Here is an 18,607-nt window from a genome sequence, read left to right as displayed (position 1 = left end):
ATATTACGGATAGTGTAGGGGATTCTATGACGATGTATCAATCCCAAAATAATCGGAACGCCAATTTGAAGGAGTCTTTCCTTCCCAGAGGCGAAAGGCGCGGTAAAATGAGTTTTGGTCTTCATATCCAATTAAGAAAGCCACTTCTTTAATATCGAACGTAGGATCCGCCAAATATTCTAATGCCTGTTCATGCCGCACCTGATTCAATAGCTGCTTGAATGTTGTACCTTCTTCAGTAAGGCGGCGCTGCAAAGTACGATCGCTCATGCCCAGCTCGCTCGCCACCGCCCGAACATCAAGGTGCCCTCCAGTTAGACCGCGCTTTAAGATCCACTTGACCATCTTAGGGATTGAACGGCTGCATTGTTCGTCTAATGATTGGTCCAATACGGGGGTCAGGATTTCCAGCAGTTCTTTATTATACGAAATAAAAGGACGATCTAAATCTCTTCGATGCAACGTTAATCGGTTTACCGTTGCACCTATCCGTATAGGGCACCCAAAATAAGCTTCGAGGGCCTTTACATCGCCCATTGCGTCAACAAATTCCACAGACCGTGCAGTTAGAGGCTGGCCCGTTCCACGTCGCCCAAGCTCTAGAAGAAAAGCCAGAGTAGTTCCAACCAGCACTGGGGGCCCGATCTGCTCGCTATGCATCCATTCCAACTCGATTGTACAGGACTCCTCCTCTTCGATTATACGTAAGTTTTCCGGAGGACATAGTTGTTTATACCGGGCCATTCGGGTAAGGGCGTCGCGATAGTTACATGCATGGTAGGTAGCTAAGACGGTTGGTGGGTATTGTGCCGTTTCAAAGACGGTTGCAAGCTTGATGATTCCGATGGCAGTATCACCAACGAGATCGGCGTATGCTTGCCAGATTCTGAAATATTGGGCGGTAGGGACTGCAACTTGATCTGTAATCATGGTGAGCGGCAACCTTGCTTTACGCGCTAATTCATGCGGAGCAATCCCCAATTGTTGTAATCCCACCCAAAACCCCGGCGGGAGCTTTATACGTCCAGATTTCATTACTTATGAATCTCCTTTAAGTTTGCAGCTATTTATTCCGATTATGATTAAGTATACATGATTAAATGTTTAAATATTTTCAGCAACGTTTTGTGCTTGCTCATCTAGCTTCTGGGCGAAGGCAACGATGCTGTTGAAGTCCTCCATGGTCACACGTATTTGCTTCTGACTCTCTACGATAGAAGACCCAGCGCGATTGATACCTTCTGAAATCTCGGATATCTCCTCCGTTATACCGCCAATGATTCCCTGAACCTTGATAATGGATTCTGATACCTCACCTGACAACTTACGCACCTCCTTAGCGACTACATCAAACCCTCTACCATACGGACCCGCATGGGCTGCCTCAATAGCTGCATTTAAAGAAAGCAGATTGGTCTGAGATGCAATATTACGAATGGTTTCCACAATCCCCTGAATCAATTTGGCCTGCTCCTGTAGATCCTTAAGGGTGAGGATATTATCCTCTGAAATCTCTGCAATCCGGTCCACCCCCAACAGCAGCTCCCGACTCCGGTTAATTCCTACTTCTGCTCGCTGATTCAGGACTTGGGAAGTAGATTCCAACTCCTTAACAACTGTGGTCAGGCTAAATTGGCGTTCAGTAATATCCGTTGCTATTTTTAAAATGCTGATGATTTCAGAATCCTGTTCGTCATATATCGGCATATAGGTTGCCTCCAGCCACACTATTTCACCACGGGAATTTTTCCGTTCAATCTTATTCTGGAAGCTTTGCCCAGAGAGTAGTTCATTCCAGAACTGCTCATAAGCTGGTGATTTGGCAAAAGAGTCAAAACAGAAGTCACGATGCTGCATTTTCAATATATCCTCGATGGAATATCCCACTACATTAGCAAATACCTCGTTAACATAGGTTACATTTCGATCGATGTCAAAACGGATCACGGCAAGATTCCGCTCCATCGCTCTGACGATCAATTCGCTCGTTATCGGCTGTTTATCCCTAGCATAGTTAACTTTTTTGGTTACATCCACTTTTACGTCTACCTCCACTGTTAAATAGAGCATCATATATGTGCATAAAAATCCTAATATATCAGTTTACCAACTGTATCTTTACAATACCTCTACATGCAGAGCTATATCTAGCAATTTAGTAAAGCCAATTTAAGGGCACCCGTCGGGTGCCCAATAAGATCTGATCTATAGTTCCAGTCACAACCTGCCTCGTATAGCTTCTGCGCTACCATGGCAGGCCTTGTGCGGTATCGGTCATATGATCCCCATCGCCAACGATCAGCCGGAAGACCCCTACTTTACTCCGCCTCTTCCGCCAACAACGCGTTCCTGGAATCAAGAGGCCATCTGGTAGACTGTAGACGATGGCGAAGATCAATAGTAAGTTTCTATAAAAAAGGAGCCTGTCACAGCATGACAGCTCCTAGAAATCCATTGGATGAAATTAACCCGCAGTTCTAAACTGTAATTGTACTAAGTAAAGACGGCCATACAGAAACTCTCTCATGACAGGAAGGACATAATGTTTCCCCCGCTAAATTTAATACTCTCCTTTAATGACGAAGAACGAGCCCCGAATGGTTCCGGCAAGTTTGGACTTCTGCCTAGCAAACTTAAACTTCTCTTCTAACTCTTTGGGAACCTCCATCCCCTCAGATAGCTTAAAACCAACGGCCCGCTTCTTAGGATCATCAATCGTATACATGACATTAAGCCCCAGACCATCCTCATAAAAGACGTAGGTAAACAGAATATTTTCCACTTGAAAACGCGACGTCTCTAAAGGTTTGGCTGCAAACTCAATATCACGTTCTTCTTTCAAAATTCGGTTCACATAATCAAGGTTCTCCTGGCTTTCACTAGCGGGCACAACCGTAAATTCATGCTTGTATTTGTTCATAAAATAACGGGCTTCATTCGCTCGTAAGCCGGCAAGCGCTTCTGCTACAGGAGAAGATTCTAAACCAACCGTAGACACCTCTTTAAAATCAACGATATACGACATTTCCATCCCTCCTAAAAGTTTTGCGAGCAATTACATCTATCTCTTTATTTATTGACAACAGGAATCCACATTTCACCAAATACTACGCCGTCTCGCTGTCCCATCTGAACCGTTGTATTTGGCCCACCAACATAGGCAAAATCCTTGGCTTCTGGCAGCACCTGACCAAAGGCAATGCCAGCAAGCTTATTACTGAGCTCATCAGCCGTTTTCCCTTCCCCTTTTACAACCAGGTATTCCCCCTTTGGGAATTGAATAACCCTGGTTGCCTCTGGCAGTGATTCCTCTGTCATAACACCAGCATAGTGCATCATCTTGTTGTTCACCGCTTCGTTCACAGCAAAAATGTAATCATTTGTGGCGATGGCTTTTAAAGTGGCAAGCCTTCCATCTTGTTCAACAGCCGACCAAAAGTCTGCCTTTTCCTTGTTTATGCCGACATAGTCTGTGTAATCGCTCTTCAGCTCTGTTCCAATCCCTAATACGATAAAGCTTTCTTTTTCCTCCAACGTATATTGTGCCATATTCAAAACCATCCTCCTTTTAAATGAATCAAATGATTTGTCTTTTCACTTGATGGGTTTATAATAGCCTTAAATCATGTCAAAAAGTGATACTGTTTAGGGGGCCTTATGAAAAAAGTTGAACGGATTAATATCATCATGCGGTATATCAATAATCGTGCCCACTTTACCATTTCTGAAATCATGCAAGAATTTAACATCTCTCGTTCGACAGCTATTCGAGATATCAGAGAAATTGAAGCCCTGGGAATGCCACTTGTCGCTGAAGTTGGGCGGGATGGAGGGTATTTTGTTATGAACAACTCTGTCCTTCCCACGGTTCGCTTTACTGATAATGAGATTAAAGCCCTTTTTATCGCCTTTATGGCTACAAGAAATCAACAACTCCCTTATCTAAAGAGTCGTCAATCTTTAACTGAAAAATTACTCGGCCTCATCTCAAAAAATCAGCAAGACGACCTTGTTCTTTTAAATCAGATATTGCTGTTTGAAGGGACCAACCCCCATAATCCCGATCTGCTAGATCTGTCAGATTTACCCCATCCAATGATCGAAAGACTCTTTCAAGTTCTTCTTATGGATAGCTATTTATTGGTTACCATCCAAGAAGAAAAGGTAATACAGTCTTATCCCATTTATCTCTTGCACCTTTATCATGAAAAAAGCCAATGGCTCATTGAGGGCTTTGACTTAGAGGAAGAGAAGAGGCGAATTTTTCCTGTCGATAATCTTATCCATGTAGAACCATACCCTACGAAAAAAAGAGAAAGTAAGAAAAAGATTTTAGAAAAACTAAATAAGCAGGAAGAAGTAATCAACCTGATCCTTGAACTTGGTCCAAAGGCGATTGCCCAGTTCAAGAAATACCATCCTTTGAAAGTTTCCATTTCTTATACGAATCCTTATCAAACCACAGCCATTCTAAAAACCTTTATCCATGTTGATCATTCAGAAGAATTAAACGAAATAACAAATTGGCTACTCTTTCTAGGTGAGGATATCAAGGTCAGGGAAGTGCCAGAAGAAGTCCTGCAAGCTCTACTAGAGAGATTCAAGATTTTGGGGTTGGAATGAGGATGCTGCTATGTATGCATACAAAAAAGGAGAAAGCATTTGCCCCCTCCTTCACTCGTTCTAATGCCAAGTAGCACCTTTACCGGTATAGTACGTTTCGGTAGGTCCTAGATAACTGTCCGCAGGTTGCTTGCCCTCTGGATAGATCACCAATTTCTCCAATACAAAGCCCGGACTTACTGCATAAATCCTTAATGTATTTATCCCTTTCCGGCAATGAATTCCCGTGCTGTGTCTACGAATATGATTAAGAACTCCTCGGGCCCAATGACCGTCATCTACACGATATCCTTCAGGAAGTGTATTGATGACTTCAATAGCTCCCTCATTTGCTTGGACCCCACAGAATAACGAACCTTCTTGAGTAACTGGATTGGATGGCTGCATATAGAGCTCCACCTCATACAATCCGCCTTCCTTAACTGCAAAAAGATATTCCAGATAAGGTGCGTCCTTGCCTGCAGTAAAGTATTCTGTCGTTGGATAAGCCTTCACAGCAGATAATGTTTTGCCGTATCCTTCAATCACTTCGAATCTGCTAGCACCCCCACTTTGCTGGTTGGCTTCCTGGTTTATCGCATAATGTTCGGCTTCTATGGAAATATAGCCATTCGTCTCGATAAAGGTCATATGAGGTAGTTCACTAAAATCATCCTTGGATACATTTACGACTATAGTACAGCTGCCTACTGGCATTTCTATTAAAATATGGCCTTCTGTCTCACCATTCATTGCATTACGGTCAATCTTTACATGTATGGCTTCCGTTGTTTGATCTTTCCCGTCTAAACTGCCGCTCGTCTTAGAACAGGTTAGCCACGGCTGATGACATTCAATCTTATACTCAGCCGTTAGATCGCTGATACTCGAAATAGTAAATGAAGCTTCCACAACATCCGGCTGCAAAAAATCATTCATATATAACTTGTTGATATGCCATGAGCTTCCTTCACTACGCTGGGTTGTTCCGTCTATTGCAACTGCCAATCTCGGTTTATTCGCAGGCATAACATTCATAAGGATCGGATTTCGAGCTTCATCTTCATTCCACTTCGTGAAGCCGATATGCTCAGAAAGCCCCATACCGTACCACCTGCCATGATCTATTGCATGATACTGATCCACAAGCTCCCTATCGTTTTTCATGCATTCTTGAATCTGTTCAGCAAGCTTATTGGCTTCCATCTCCCCTAGCTTTGCCTTGTAATGATTTTTACCGGTTAACAACCACATTTTCTGCAAATTGAGGTTCCCTACGGTTGGATAATAGATTAGTGCGAAATAAGACGACAAGTTCCCTTCATCCACGGTCTTATACAGTTCATTAGCCATATCCAATAGGTAATCAATTTGGGCTAATAAATGATCTGTTTCCTTGTAATTTACAGGATGGTATACTTCTGAATTCATATGTTCAGGTCTGCGGATATGTGCCATCTTAGTATAGCCTGTCAGGAGCTCAAAGATCTTCTCCATATCATCCTCATGGAACACGCCAGCGAACTGCTGCTGAATCCAACGCTTTGTATATAGATCCGTCTTATTAAGAGCGTCCGTTCCCCATTGTTCAAAGTCATACGCCAAATCAAGGAAATAAGATAACGGGAACTCCTGTGTACTAATATCGCCCACATTGACGATCCAGAGATCACGGATTCCGAAGTCATAAGCCATCGTCATCTGTTCCCAAATTTTCGGGAGGTACGAACTGTTAATCCATTCAAAAGAGATCGGTCCGCCATGATAATCAAAATGATAATACATCCCATAACCGCCTGGATGGTTACGCATTTCCTCTGTTGGCAAAGTCCGGAGATTACCATGGTTATCATCACAGAGCATTAGAATGATGTCCTCAAGCTCCTCGGAATGGATTAATCCTGGGGTATGCTCATCTCCATAGAAGAAGGGTTCCACCTCTTTATATAAGGCCAACATTCTTGGTACTTCTGACAGGTCTGGATTGACATTTTCCCGGATCAACCGGTTCTGTGTATATATGACTTCTCGCAGTAATTGAATATTATCGGCAAGTGTAGCGCCTTTACCCATAATTGCCGTATCCGCCTCACCACGCATACCGACTGTAATCACACTCTCGAATTTGCCGCTCCGCTTCAGACCGTCTTCCCAGAATTTCGTAATCCCTTCTCGGTTCACCATGAAATTCCAGGCATCGCCATAGATTGAATCCTTACCACGGAGATATTTATATTCCTCTCCCGATCGCAAACAAGGCTCGTGATGGGAGGCCCCCATGACTACTCCATATTCATCTGCCAGTTCTGCATTGGCCAAGCCAGGCCCGTCCTCATAGAACCGGGCTGACCACATCGCAGGCCAGAGATAGTTCCCTTTTAATCTTAGTAATAACTCAAAAACATGATCATACATTTCTGCGTTGAAACCGCCATAATTATTCATGGTCCAATTGCCAAAGGCCGGCCATTCATCATTGATAAAAAAACCGCGAAAACGAACGGATGGTTCTTTGGAGATATATTTCAAATCTGCACTCAAAGAGAACGATTCTTTCCACTCTGGCTTCACATTTGCCCAATCCACCAACGGAGAGACCCCAAGTCGCTCTGACAGGTGAAAAAGACCGTAGATCGTACCGCGTTTATCACTTCCTGCAATAACCAATGCTTTTTCAACGCCTTCAAAGGGACGATCAATAACCTGGAATAAGAATACTTCTCTCTTCCCTTTGATGCCTGACAAATCTATCAGCCCGTTCTCTTCAAGCTCGAGCAGCATTGGGCTGTGGCCCACGGTTCCATACAGCACAGCATTTTTACCAAGCTGGGTTCTGTCTGTTACTGTTTGCGGTGCATAACCAAAGACTAGCTCTACGTCATGCATTACCTTTTTTGCTATTTTGTTCACACCGCTGAAAGCTTCCTCTTCCGAGTAAAATAGCGCGCCTGACATTGATGCACTATCATTTGTAGCGCTTACATTACTAAGCATCTCTTGAGTAATTGTAAACTCCATAATAACTTCCTTTCTGCTACTGTTTCTCATACGATTGTATGCTCTCTTCATTTTATTACAGCCAGTATATATAAATTGGTGATTAAAAGATATGCACTCTACGAGCATGAATCTACCATAATCTCTCATGGTCGCTTACTTATAGTACGATTTTGCGGATCGTTCCAAAGGCGAAAAAAAGAATCTGATCCGCCCAAGATCAGACTCCTCATTTAGCTCCCTGCCGATCATGAATAGCCCTCTTGGGCCGTCCAAAAGGGCTATTCATCTTGCGGTTATTGTGATTCGACTTCTGCCGCAACAGCCTCGGCTGGCGTCATCAAGCCTTGAACGGCGCCGAGGAACGGACGGATGGACCTGATCATACCGTATCCCAATTTAACGACCGGGACAAATCGCTGGATCATGCTGAACAGCCGCATGCCGCCGCCGAGCGCACCGCCAAGCCCACCGATACTGCCTAATCCCCCGAACAGCGAACCTAATATCGGCAGAAAGGCCGATATCTGGGCGTCCGGCTTGCGGGAGCGGGAACGGACCGAAGACTTGCGTGATCGAGAACGGGCGGCTGGCTTGCGTGATCGGCTTCGTCTACTTCTTGAACGACTGCCAGAGGCATGGGAGCCAGTTCTGTCCGGCTTAGGACGGGAACCTTGCTTCCCAGATGAGGTGCTCGGCTGAGTTCCAGCACTAGCCAGCGCCAAGCCGCTGCTGTCGACTTCAGTAATGTAGCCGATGTAAGTCTTTCCGCTGTGCAGGGTGATGCATACCGGCCGGCCCTGCAGCCGCTTGGCCTGTGCGAGCACCTCTTTGGATTGTGCCATGGAAGTTCACCTCGCTCACTGGTTATGGTTCATTGTACGCCAGGGGCGGACTACCTGCTTGTGCGAATGCAGCATGCGCACACGCCCTCTTCGCCGGCTAACGCCGATCCCCAGAGACATGTGCGTGTGAATGAAAAATTGATGTATCATAAGTAATAATAAGCTTATAATTAAATCTATGATTATGTAGTTAACCATCACTTATATAACCGGAGGTATACATCCATGAGTAAATATGACGCACAATATTACATATCCAAACTAGGGCTTGAACCCCATCCGGAGGGCGGATATTACAAAAGAACATTTGAATCTGAGGAGAAAACTTCAGATGAAGAATTGTCTGTTTCTTTTGAGGGAACAAGATTACTTTATACAAGCATCTACTTTTTGTTAGGCTCAAATAATATCTCGCATTTCCATCGTTTGAAATCCGATGAGCTATGGTATTATCACGCAGGAAGCCCGTTAACGGTACATGTCATTGATGAGAATGGAGAATATAAAGAATTCAAATTAGGAATAGACTTGGATAAAGGAGAAGTCCCGCAAGTGCTAGTTCCAAAAAATAGTATCTTTGGTTCATCTGTTACGGATCAAGATGCCTTCTCTTTAGTAGGGTGCATGGTTTCACCCGGGTTTGAGTTTCGGGACTTCGAGTTATTTACACAGGACGAGCTCTTGGCTCAATACCCTCAACATAAGGATGTCATCATGAAGTTGGCCTATGAAGTGATTCCAGTGTAGTTAACTTCACATCGGATCGATGTACACGAATGCGAGAAGAGAGAACTCTCCCGGCTGGATAGGGGTTCTCTCTTTTTCCCGATGACTGATTTAATTCAATCAGGCTAGCACTTATTTTTTTATGACGGGTATCCAAATTTCGCTTCTGAAGTTTGGTGAGGATACTTCTTTACTCTCATTCCATAATATTTCTGGCCCTCTTGCCAACTCGTAACTCGCAGAAGGAAACCATTCTGAATAGATACGTCCCCATACATTCTGCAAAGTATCCGGGAATGGGCCGACCGCTTCAAATACAGCCCAGGTTGCCTCGGAAACCTCTAGATTCGTCAAATGCTCAGGACACTCCTTGCTTGTAGCGACGCCAATATAGTGATCAAGCGATCCCTTCTCCTCCATACGCTCATCGGAAAAATTCACCGATGCTTGAATCAACCCCCGTGGTTCAATATCCGAAAGTGCTTTGAGTTGAACGATATCCTCCGGCGTTAAGCTTCTCCACATGGACTCGATTTCCGAATTCACACCATTAAACTGAATGGGTACCCTCTTCATGATGCCTACAACTCGGAATGGTCCCTTTTCTACAATACGATAATGCATTGCGTTTCCTCCCTGTACGGTTAATTGAAAGGTCATACGTGGATAGGCCTTTAATGTAGGTCCATTGGATTTTGCCGTAGAGGGCGACATCCCATGTAGAGTCTGAAAAGCCCTTGAAAAGGCATCTGCTGAGTTGTATCCGTACTTCATCGCCACATCAATAATTCTTACATCGTTAGTTTGAAGCTCAAATGCAGCAAGTGTCAGGCGTCTCCGACGGATATATTCCGATAGCGTAATCCCTGCAAGATATGAGAACATCCTTGAAAAGTGATATTCGGAACAATAAGCCCGCCTCGCAGCTTCCTTCAAATCTAACTCCTCCGCAAGATTTTCCTCGATATATTCCATTGCCTCATTCAGATTCTTAAGCCAATCCACTTGAATAACCTCCCTTCATGTACAGAGTAGCAAAGTACGATCATAGACATCCGATATTTCATGTACGATTTTGCAGGATCGCCAAAAGAACTTGCCGTTACTTATGATACGGGTACGATTCTTTAAAATTAATGCCTGATTTTCGGCTACGACTGTCGCAAACACAGGGTATAATAAATTTATTCTTAAAGAGTAGGTGCAACAATTATGATCCATAACGAGGAACGCAAAATCGAATATTATAAAGCGCTTGTCGAGAAAAGGTCTGACTATGAAGGAGTCTTCTACGTTGGTATCACGTCCACTGGTGTGTTTTGCCGACCGACTTGCCCAGCCAGGAAACCGAAATACGAAAACTGCGAGTTCTATGAGACCGCTCAGCAAGCACTTCTGGCATCCTTCCGCCCTTGTCAGCGCTGCCGCCCCTTGTCGCATCCGAATCAAGTCTCGGATATCGTCCGGCTACTCGTCGAAGCAGTCGAGCAAAACCCGGAGAAGCGATGGAAGGGGCACGATTTCAGGACTCTATCCATCGATGAATCCACTGCCCGCCGCCAGTTTAAAAAGCGCTTTGGCATGACATTCGTCGAATACGCTAGGGCACGTCGGATGGGACTCGCTTTGAAGAGCATCCGATCGGGGGAGAAGATTATCGATACGCAATTAGCTTCAGGTTACGATTCCAGTAGCGGATTTAGAGATGCATTTTCTCGCATCATGGGCGCACCTCCTACGCTCCTTGATGACAGCCGTATTCTCAAGGCATCGTGGCTGGACACGCGGCTCGGCCCTATGATTGCCATATCGGATGAGAACGAATTGTATTTGTTAGAGTTCGTGGACCGTCGTGGACTAGAACGTGAGGTTGAACGGTTAAGAAAAAAATTGAAAGCTGCTATTATTCCCGGCCGAACAGAAGCCATTCAGTCGATTGAACAAGAACTGACTCAATATTTCGAGGGCACGCTAACTGAATTCAGGACACCTCTTCGTCTTATCGGGTCACCTTTTCAGCAAAGCGTATGGGAGCAATTAAGGCAGATACCTCCTGGGGAAACCCGTTCTTACGCCGACATTGCGCTGGCGCTGGGAAAACCCACCGCATATCGTGCGGTAGCTCAAGCGAACGGCGCCAATCAGCTGGCGATTGTCATTCCCTGTCACCGCGTCATCAATACCGATGGCGGGCTCGGTGGGTATGGAGGTGGAATTGTACGCAAAGAATGGCTGCTAAATCATGAGAATAACCATTTAACCTAACATGATAACAGCAACATCAGAGTCGCAATACAGTTATTGATTCGTTGTTGAAGACTTCAACGTTGTCACGGAAGCCGAAGCTTTCATAAAGCTTTCCGCGATTGATGGTTCTTCGTATCCGGTGGTTCCATAAGCTAACATAACAAACCCGACAGGCTGCTCATCCACGTAAATGACAAATGGGAATGGATGCCCCCCCATTGGTGCTCAATTCACTTCCTCATAGGAAAAGAGAGTGTCTCTCCGTCACTTACACTAGTATTGCCCTAGAAGACCTTTCTTCATGGCTATTTTTTCGCAGCGATGAAAAACAACGAGTCCGAGAATCAAATATACTAGCGAATTTAATAATAAAACCCCGTAATCTGACAAAGGTAATTGGGTCAACGTCAGATCCTCTATCATCACGGTTCTTACCATATTCACACCTTGGACGAATGGGGCGAATGCTAGAAACGGAGCTGCAGTTAAAGGAACAAATACAAGCCCCATCAAAATAAATTGAAAAATCTGTAAAAACGCTTGAATTTGCTTGACGATAATAGCTAAACCAGCAATCATAAAGCTGATACCTATCATACTTACTATAGTAACTAGAATAATCGGGATCGTTGTCATAGGATTAAGACTCAGCCACTGGCCGGAGGTTAGCATTGCACCAAAAAGCAAGATGACCATAATAACAAACTGCAAGCCAAATTGGGCGATGATTCTCGTGAGCATTATTTTCCACACGCCCCTGGGAGACATGTATATTTGTTCTAACGTGCCACGCGTTGCTTCTGTTACTACCGAATAACCAATAAAGTTCATCGTCATCATCGTCAAGCTCCAGAACATTACACTTACAATGGAATATTGAACATTCATCTCAAAATTGGCAGGATCACCTATGAACATAATTCCAAAAAATGCAGCCAGAAATATGATATAAAAAGTGACCACTAACGCAATAGTGTTCGGTAGATAACGTTTCATCTCAATATATTCCTTACGAAAATTAGCATTGAATAAGTGGAGCCACTTCACTAGTCATTCCTCCTTTTACAATCTGAATAAACACTTGTTCAAAATCGATCGTTATACGATCAATGCTCTCCACCATAGTTCCTTCCTCTTTCAGAAGATCGAACAATTCGTAGATATCCTGACCATGCTCTAAATTCACTTCTACAATGGTTTCATGAGAGCTTGTTTTATAGGTGCTTAATGGAAATCTGCTTAACAGTTTATTTTCCTGTTCTACGCTTAATTTCTCACCCAACTTAATTGAATATGCCCTCGTCTCGAATAACTTCAATAAGTTCTCCACCCTGTCGTCAATCACGACTTCCCCTTTATTAATGATAATGGCCCGGTCACACAACTCCTGTACAACGGGCATATCATGGGAACTAATAATAATCGTGCGTTTTTCTTCCTTAACTATCGTTTTTAAAATGTTGCGCAATTCATAACTAACTTCAACATCCAAGCCTAGAGTTGGCTCATCCAGCAAGATGACATCCGTATTAGCCAGGAGTGCTACAGCGATGGCCAGCTTTTGTTGCATTCCCCGCGATAATCCATTGACAAGCTCATTCTCCTTTTCTTTAAGGTTGAATTGCTCTAATAATTTATCCGCTTGATCGGCGACTTGTTTCCGAGAGTAGCCCCGGTTACCTGCAAAATATTCTAAGTTTTCCCGGACGGTAAGACGCCAATATAAATTTCGGTTCCCCTCTAATACAGCACTAATATGCTCAAGCGCCTTAAGTCTCTTCTTACCAATATCTAAGCCATTAATATGTATAGAACCAGCATCCGCATCTAACAAGCCACAGAGCATCTTTATCGTTGATGTTTTCCCAGCGCCATTGGGCCCTAATAAACCGAGAACCTCTCCTCGATTCACACAAAAAGATACATCACGAACGGCATGCACCTTCTCTTTCGTTTTTCTTTTCCCATACACCTTGCTAATGCCCCGTACTTCAATAATTTTCTCCACTTCATAACCATCCTCTCCCGTAGGATACAAATAGCGATTCCATTGATTTAATTTATTCTATTGCAGTATCTCGATTTAATTAACTGGCTCTGGATGGATACTCCCTCCGTCTGAGGAATGAGATTTGTCTACAATCCAATTAATATCTATTTCTTCAACGACAGCATCATACTCATGATCCAAATTCTTCTCAACTAGATTAGATGCTGTTGCCGGGTGAGGAAATTGGATAGGCCTGAGGGGGAATTTGTAGCTTTTCAAAGAGTGTATTCAAATACCTTTTTTATACATCAAAGAAATTTGATCCGCGATGTATTCAGAGCTGAATTGCGTGCCATCCTTAATCCACCACATAATAATCCCGAGGAGTGACGATGCAATAATATCAACCGAAACGACTTCCCTTGTGTATTGAATCTTCCTCACGTTTCTTCGCTTTTCTATCGTATTTTTTAATAGGTTAAACATATTGTTTTTGAATCCTTTGTGCTCAAATAGTACAGCAAAAATTTTCCGATATTCATAAAGATAATTTAAAAATGTAACCAACGTTTCCTGCTCATTGTTACTTTTTCCTTGTAATAACGGATCAATCTTCATCGATAGGTCATCAAAGATCTCATGTACGATCTGACGTAACAAGTCGTTAATATCCTCATAATGCAAATAAAACGTTGCACGATTTAGTTCTGCACGTTCCGCAATTTTTTGAACAGTCAATTGAGAAATATCCAGCTTTTCAGTTATTAAGGAAAAAACGGCATTCTTTAGCATCTTTTTCGAACGAATGGCACGCGGATCTTCTTTTTTGTATATAGACATTTTATCCCTCTATTATCGATTATTTTCTGACTTCATTAACAGATCAACCTATTCTGTGGATTAGTCAACATTTTTAAAGAGATTGTAAATAGCCATTTTTCATAAATGTTGATATGCTCTATTTTATTGACACACTGTCGAAAAAGCAACGAAAAGAGGGCTTACTCTATATGCAAGAAGACAACAAGAAAATAAACAAAGGGATATTACTCAGCATTCTAATCGTTGGCTGTTTCTTATCAACATTGAATCAAACGATATTAAATATCGCATTAAGTAATTTAATGGATGTATTTCATGTATCGGCGACAACCGTACAATGGATTTCAACGGGGTTCATGCTGGTTAACGGGGTATTGATTCCGGTTACAGCCTATTTAATGAAACGCTTTACAACGCGTCAATTATTCATAAGTTCAATGCTATTTTTATTAATCGGTTCGATTATTTGTGGAGCGGCACCAAGCTTTAGTATGCTATTAACAGGGCGTATGATTCAGGCTGCTGGTGCAGGGATTATTATGCCACTTATGATGAGTGTCGTTCTCGCCATTTTCCCAATTGAAAAACGCGGAAGTGCAATGGGCTTACTGGGACTAGCGATGATCTTCGCTCCTGCCATTGGCCCCACACTTGCCGGATTTGTCATCCAATATTACTCTTGGCGCTGGTTATTTATCGGCCTAATCCCGCTTATCGCTATCGTCATTTTGTTGGCACTTAAATATTTAGTGAATGTATCTGAGACGTCTAAGGCGAAGCTCGATATGCTAAGTGTTATTTTATCAACCGTTGGATTTGGATTTATTTTATATGGGTTCAGTAGTGCAGGTAGTAAAGGCTGGAGCGATGTAATCGTGGTCCTTTCATTAGTGATTGGTATCGTTGTAATAGCCATCTTCTGTATTCGACAAATAAAGTCCAATGACCCCATGTTGAATCTATCTGTCTTTAAAAATAAAATCTTTACGTTAACGTCACTTATAAACGTGTTAATCACAATGATGATGTACGCAGATATGATTTTATTGCCTATCTATCTACAAAAGGGTCGTGGATTCACAGCCTTTGATGCAGGACTTCTTTTATTACCAGGTGCACTCGTGAATGCGTTTATGTCACCGGTCACGGGTAGATTATACGATCGCTTTGGCGCGAAGCCGCTGTTTATCATTGGTTTACTGTTTATTATCCCATCCATGTGGGCGGTGACCGATTTATCTGAATCGACAACGTATATGTATTTAATGGTTCGTACGATTGGCCTTCGAATTGGATTAAGCTTCATTACAATGCCACTCAATACGGCCGGATTAAATGCGCTGCCCAAACAACTCGGTATACATGGCTCCGCAGTGAATAATACCGTTCGCCAAATTGCCGGGGCGATTGGTACTGCCGTCGTGATTACGATTTATACCGCGCAGGCAACAAGCCATGCAGCTACAGTGATGCAGACCAATCCTTCTACTACTGCTGATCGCCTTGAATCCCTTTCTTCCATTTTAGGGGCAAGTGATGCCTATTATTTCATGATGATTTTAGCTATTGCGGCGCTTGTCATCACATTATTTATGCCTATGAGAAGGAAGGCAAAGGCTGAAGAAGAACGCCTAGGTAGTTAGTAATGAATGAATGTCTACTACCTGCACCCAAAAAGCGGCAACCTTTGACGAGAAGTTATCGTCCTAGACTGCCGCCATTTATTGAACTCGACTAACCCAACTCAAATTGGTTTAACAATGCCAGCGCCTCTTCATGATCAGGCTCGAGTTCTAATAATTTCCGCACGTATCTCAGAGCATCTTCGTATAATTCTAACTCGAAACAACAAACAGCCAGACAATAAAATACGGTTGATATGATCTCACCTTGTTCCTGATTCATTGAAATTTCTAAAAAACGCTTGGAGTCTTCATACATTTCCATCTCAAACAGTAGCAATCCAGCATCGAGCGCCAAGTCATAGCGCTGCTCCATTACGTAGTACGATGACCACATAAGCTGTATGCCTCTCAAAATATCCTGCATTTCTTCATCATTTGCATCCGGCAACAGACTAGAGATCCGCTTCGTACTTTGAATGAAAAATTCCGCATCATATCCACCCAAACGCCAAAAACTCAAGATTTGTTGTAGTCCCATGTTATCTAGATTGCGATCTACCCCTATCTTCAAACTGAAAAACTCATCCGGACCAAAGCGTTCTATACATCGACGATAAGCTAATCTTGTATTGAAATAATCCTGCGGTTTATCCATATTGAGAATACAGCCCACGTTTATATTTTTATAATGATGCGGGGGAAATAACGCCATGGCTCCTCTTCGTTCAAAAACATGCCCAATCGCATGGTAGTTTGCCGTTAAAGAAAAACTTCCGTGCAGGATCAATTCTGGCGGTTCTGCGAACTTCCAGTTATCAAGCAAGTGATCTCCCTTGTCTGCCGTTATTAATAAGAATCCCGCCGCCTGAGATAGCCGATTCAAACGCTCCAAACAAGTGATTCCAGCGACAGGAAACAAAATATGCGAATCTTCTAGTTGTTCCTGATAGATTACAATGACATCACGGTATGGATAGGTTTCTTGTTCGTACTCGGGCGCCCACCGATGTTCATAATGCAAAGATATTTGGTCTAACAATTCTGATGGTTTAAGTGAACCATGATGTTCGGGATATTCTACAAAAACATCAGCTTCATAAATTCGACCATCACCTACATAAATCAACTCTTGTGGAATGCTATCAAAAAAGTAGTTGGCAACAATGACTAACGGTTGTTTTAAATCTCCTTCACTAATCGTTGTGCCTGATACAACAAGGTTCAGAACCGTATCATGAACAGCATCAAATTGCGCAAAATCGAGTAATCCTTCGGCAATAAAAGATTGTAGAGCAGGATGCTCCCTCCAAGCTAGAACATTGTTTATCGCCAAGTCCGTCATAATATAACAGAACGAAGGTAGTGAAGTCCCAGCATAGTCTCTTAACTGGCACAACTCACTTAACACATGGAAAGCAAGACGTCCCGCTCCTGCTCCAAGCTCCACAATCATCACAGGTTCCGAACTATTTTCCTTATTCGCCCGATCTTGAAGAAACCCAAATATCATTTCGGCATAGGAAGTAGCGATCATCGGATTACTCGTTATATATTGAGGAACTTGGTCATTGTTCCAAGCTTTCGTTCCTTCTTCTTCATAGTACTTCCGTTGAATATTCCATATAGGCGCTTCACTAAAGCGGTAGCGTTGTTTTTTATTAAATGTCATTATCTGCCCTCTGAAATTTTTAAGATACCTATAATCTTACTTCATTAGAAATCTTTCTTACGATCATTACCATTGTAGCACACTGATATTCGCCGTTATTTGTGATATGGTTCTCCGCACTGTCTGTAACGGCAAGTTCCTTGTCAGGGGGTAATGATCGCTTCATGCTCTACTCGTTTCATTATTTCTGTTACCGTTTCTTCGGGGGTTAAATCCGATGAATCCAACCACATCCCGATTCGGGGAGTTTCCTGTCGCAATACTTTGTCTAAATCGGATACGGTCCAAATTCCATAACCTTTTTTTATGCGAACGGCCTCCCTCTTCGCGACAACTTCAGGCTTGGGACAGAGAACCACCACATAGAAGGGACGATTTTGAATAAACGAAACGAATTCGTTTATCATACGGCCAATAACAACATCCTGTACAATGACAGTAAATCCTTCCTTAAAGTAGGTGTCCGCAGTGTTGGCAGCGAGCCGATATCGAAGCCGCAGTTGCTCAAGCTCATCTTCGTTGCCCTCAGGAGACACTTCCTTTCGGTTATTCACGATCATTTTTCGATAAATATCTCCCCTGAGATGAACGGATTTATCAAATCGTTGGGAAAGTAATTGTGCAACTGTTGATTTGCCACTTGCCATAATCCCAGTTATCAATATAATTGCTGGTTCCTTTTTAAGCATTTCATCCCCCCTACCTTGTAACTTTTTTAATATGTTCTCACGCGATGTACCAAGTTGTAAAGGTAAAGAAGTCATATAAAAAAACTTGTCGTTACTTATGTGGGCCACATCTTGCGAGATCATCGTCCCCCCGCCGTGTATAAGCCGGATGGTTGCTGCCAACTTCTTAGGGTGCATTGATTTCAGCATATAGCCTTCCGCCCCAATCGCAGCGTCTAGGCCTTGCCATCGTTCTCGTCCATAAGCCTTCCCTGCTTGTGCTCGATGAACCTACCAATGGACTCGATCCGGCTGATATCCGCGAGTTGAGAGGTCACTTACGGGATCTGGCTCATAAGGAGGGTGTTGGCATTATGATCTCCAGTGTATTATGTTTTCACTAAACCCAAAGAAGC

The 18,607-nt window shown here is 43.1% G+C and carries 16 protein-coding genes and 2 pseudogenes; 5 read left to right on the top strand and 13 right to left on the bottom strand.

The window, feature by feature from the left end:
- Nucleotides 1-24: 24 nt before the first annotated feature.
- From ABD014_RS16485 to ABD014_RS16470, 4 genes are all read right to left on the bottom strand, one after another.
- Nucleotides 25-1,035, bottom strand: a complete 1,011-nt coding sequence (locus ABD014_RS16485) for an AraC family transcriptional regulator (RefSeq protein WP_343862943.1) — start codon at nucleotides 1,033-1,035, stop codon at nucleotides 25-27.
- Between the two features lie 69 nt (nucleotides 1,036-1,104).
- Nucleotides 1,105-2,037, bottom strand: a complete 933-nt coding sequence (locus tag ABD014_RS16480) for a methyl-accepting chemotaxis protein (protein ID WP_343862942.1) — start codon at nucleotides 2,035-2,037, stop codon at nucleotides 1,105-1,107.
- Between the two features lie 523 nt (nucleotides 2,038-2,560).
- Nucleotides 2,561-3,025: a phage tail protein gene (locus tag ABD014_RS16475; protein ID WP_343862941.1), complete on the bottom strand. Its 465-nt coding sequence runs from the start codon at nucleotides 3,023-3,025 to the stop codon at nucleotides 2,561-2,563.
- A 44-nt stretch (nucleotides 3,026-3,069) separates the two neighbouring features.
- Nucleotides 3,070-3,549 (bottom strand): GyrI-like domain-containing protein, encoded by a 480-nt coding sequence (locus ABD014_RS16470; RefSeq protein ID WP_343862940.1) that lies wholly within the window; start codon nucleotides 3,547-3,549, stop codon nucleotides 3,070-3,072.
- 108 nt (nucleotides 3,550-3,657) lie between these two features.
- Between ABD014_RS16470 and ABD014_RS16465 the strand changes: the two genes are divergently transcribed.
- Complete coding sequence (locus ABD014_RS16465) at nucleotides 3,658-4,623, top strand: helix-turn-helix transcriptional regulator (protein ID WP_343862939.1); 966 nt, start codon at nucleotides 3,658-3,660, stop codon at nucleotides 4,621-4,623.
- A gap of 60 nt (nucleotides 4,624-4,683) precedes the next feature.
- On the opposite strand, the gene ABD014_RS16460 is transcribed toward ABD014_RS16465, so the two are convergent.
- Both ABD014_RS16460 and ABD014_RS16455 read right to left on the bottom strand, forming a co-directional pair.
- Nucleotides 4,684-7,620, bottom strand: coding sequence for a glycosyl hydrolase 115 family protein (locus tag ABD014_RS16460; RefSeq protein WP_343862938.1), 2,937 nt, complete (start codon nucleotides 7,618-7,620; stop codon nucleotides 4,684-4,686).
- A gap of 275 nt (nucleotides 7,621-7,895) precedes the next feature.
- The gene (locus ABD014_RS16455; protein WP_343862937.1) at nucleotides 7,896-8,444 is read right to left on the bottom strand and encodes a hypothetical protein; all 549 of its coding nucleotides are present in this window, start codon (nucleotides 8,442-8,444) and stop codon (nucleotides 7,896-7,898) included.
- A 225-nt stretch (nucleotides 8,445-8,669) separates the two neighbouring features.
- Here ABD014_RS16455 and ABD014_RS16450 point away from each other — a divergent pair, with 225 nt between their 5' ends.
- A complete protein-coding gene (locus ABD014_RS16450; protein ID WP_343862936.1) occupies nucleotides 8,670-9,191 on the top strand; it encodes a cupin domain-containing protein in 522 nt (173 codons plus the stop codon).
- Nucleotides 9,192-9,302: 111 nt separating this feature from the next.
- Here the strand turns inward: ABD014_RS16450 and ABD014_RS16445 are convergent, their stop codons facing one another.
- Nucleotides 9,303-10,175, bottom strand: coding sequence for an AraC family transcriptional regulator (locus ABD014_RS16445; protein WP_343862935.1), 873 nt, complete (start codon nucleotides 10,173-10,175; stop codon nucleotides 9,303-9,305).
- A 207-nt stretch (nucleotides 10,176-10,382) separates the two neighbouring features.
- Between ABD014_RS16445 and ABD014_RS16440 the strand changes: the two genes are divergently transcribed.
- Nucleotides 10,383-11,435 (top strand): bifunctional transcriptional activator/DNA repair enzyme AdaA, encoded by a 1,053-nt coding sequence (locus ABD014_RS16440; protein ID WP_343862934.1) that lies wholly within the window; start codon nucleotides 10,383-10,385, stop codon nucleotides 11,433-11,435.
- 255 nt (nucleotides 11,436-11,690) lie between these two features.
- Here ABD014_RS16440 and ABD014_RS16435 read toward each other — a convergent pair whose 3' ends face one another.
- The 3 genes from ABD014_RS16435 to ABD014_RS16425 all read right to left on the bottom strand — a co-directional run bounded on the left by ABD014_RS16435 (nucleotide 11,691) and on the right by ABD014_RS16425 (nucleotide 14,247).
- Entirely contained in the window at nucleotides 11,691-12,464 is a 774-nt protein-coding gene (locus ABD014_RS16435) for an ABC transporter permease (protein WP_343862933.1), read from the bottom strand.
- On the bottom strand, nucleotides 12,436-13,425 hold the full coding sequence (locus tag ABD014_RS16430; RefSeq protein WP_343862932.1) for an ABC transporter ATP-binding protein: 990 nt from the start codon (nucleotides 13,423-13,425) through the stop codon (nucleotides 12,436-12,438). The genes ABD014_RS16435 and ABD014_RS16430 overlap by 29 nt, the downstream gene beginning before the upstream one ends.
- Nucleotides 13,426-13,695: 270 nt before the next feature.
- The gene (locus tag ABD014_RS16425) at nucleotides 13,696-14,247 is read right to left on the bottom strand and encodes a TetR/AcrR family transcriptional regulator (RefSeq protein ID WP_343862931.1); all 552 of its coding nucleotides are present in this window, start codon (nucleotides 14,245-14,247) and stop codon (nucleotides 13,696-13,698) included.
- 170 nt (nucleotides 14,248-14,417) lie between these two features.
- On the opposite strand from ABD014_RS16425, the gene ABD014_RS16420 reads away from it, so the two are divergent.
- The gene (locus ABD014_RS16420; RefSeq protein ID WP_343862930.1) at nucleotides 14,418-15,872 is read left to right on the top strand and encodes a DHA2 family efflux MFS transporter permease subunit; all 1,455 of its coding nucleotides are present in this window, start codon (nucleotides 14,418-14,420) and stop codon (nucleotides 15,870-15,872) included.
- A 91-nt stretch (nucleotides 15,873-15,963) separates the two neighbouring features.
- Here ABD014_RS16420 and ABD014_RS16415 read toward each other — a convergent pair whose 3' ends face one another.
- The 3 genes and pseudogenes from ABD014_RS16415 to ABD014_RS16405 all read right to left on the bottom strand — a co-directional run.
- Complete coding sequence (locus tag ABD014_RS16415; protein WP_343862929.1) at nucleotides 15,964-17,523, bottom strand: tetratricopeptide repeat protein; 1,560 nt, start codon at nucleotides 17,521-17,523, stop codon at nucleotides 15,964-15,966.
- Between the two features lie 143 nt (nucleotides 17,524-17,666).
- Nucleotides 17,667-18,212, bottom strand: a complete 546-nt coding sequence (locus ABD014_RS16410; RefSeq protein WP_343863201.1) for an AAA family ATPase — start codon at nucleotides 18,210-18,212, stop codon at nucleotides 17,667-17,669.
- Between the two features lie 102 nt (nucleotides 18,213-18,314).
- Nucleotides 18,315-18,416 (bottom strand): annotated as a pseudogene (locus tag ABD014_RS16405) (DNA-binding response regulator); the annotation flags it as partial.
- On the opposite strand from ABD014_RS16405, the pseudogene ABD014_RS16400 reads away from it, so the two are divergent.
- Nucleotides 18,392-18,583: pseudogene (locus ABD014_RS16400) on the top strand (bacitracin ABC transporter ATP-binding protein); the annotation flags it as partial. The pseudogenes ABD014_RS16405 and ABD014_RS16400 overlap by 25 nt on opposite strands.
- Nucleotides 18,584-18,607 lie beyond the last annotated feature (24 nt).

The sequence above is a fragment of the Paenibacillus motobuensis genome (genome assembly GCF_039521865.1).
In the GTDB taxonomy this organism is placed as follows: Bacteria; Bacillota; Bacilli; order Paenibacillales; family Paenibacillaceae; genus Fontibacillus; species Fontibacillus motobuensis.
Note: the sequence above shows the minus strand (reverse complement) of the source record. Positions and strands in the feature narration are given on the sequence as shown.

Bases quoted from the DNA above. Each gene is read 5' to 3' on its own strand.
- ABD014_RS16420 (WP_343862930.1), top strand. From the start codon at position 14,418: ATGCAAGAAGACAACAAGAAAATAAACAAAGGGATATTACTCAGCATT.
- ABD014_RS16460 (WP_343862938.1), bottom strand. From the start codon at position 7,620: ATGGAGTTTACAATTACTCAAGAGATGCTTAGTAATGTAAGCGCTACA.
- ABD014_RS16455 (WP_343862937.1), bottom strand. From the start codon at position 8,444: ATGGCACAATCCAAAGAGGTGCTCGCACAGGCCAAGCGGCTGCAGGGC.
- ABD014_RS16425 (WP_343862931.1), bottom strand. From the start codon at position 14,247: ATGTCTATATACAAAAAAGAAGATCCGCGTGCCATTCGTTCGAAAAAG.
- ABD014_RS16410 (WP_343863201.1), bottom strand. From the start codon at position 18,212: ATGCTTAAAAAGGAACCAGCAATTATATTGATAACTGGGATTATGGCA.
- ABD014_RS16465 (WP_343862939.1), top strand. From the start codon at position 3,658: ATGAAAAAAGTTGAACGGATTAATATCATCATGCGGTATATCAATAAT.
- ABD014_RS16415 (WP_343862929.1), bottom strand. From the start codon at position 17,523: ATGACATTTAATAAAAAACAACGCTACCGCTTTAGTGAAGCGCCTATA.
- ABD014_RS16440 (WP_343862934.1), top strand. From the start codon at position 10,383: ATGATCCATAACGAGGAACGCAAAATCGAATATTATAAAGCGCTTGTC.
- ABD014_RS16475 (WP_343862941.1), bottom strand. From the start codon at position 3,025: ATGTCGTATATCGTTGATTTTAAAGAGGTGTCTACGGTTGGTTTAGAA.
- ABD014_RS16450 (WP_343862936.1), top strand. From the start codon at position 8,670: ATGAGTAAATATGACGCACAATATTACATATCCAAACTAGGGCTTGAA.
- ABD014_RS16470 (WP_343862940.1), bottom strand. From the start codon at position 3,549: ATGGCACAATATACGTTGGAGGAAAAAGAAAGCTTTATCGTATTAGGG.
- ABD014_RS16485 (WP_343862943.1), bottom strand. From the start codon at position 1,035: ATGAAATCTGGACGTATAAAGCTCCCGCCGGGGTTTTGGGTGGGATTA.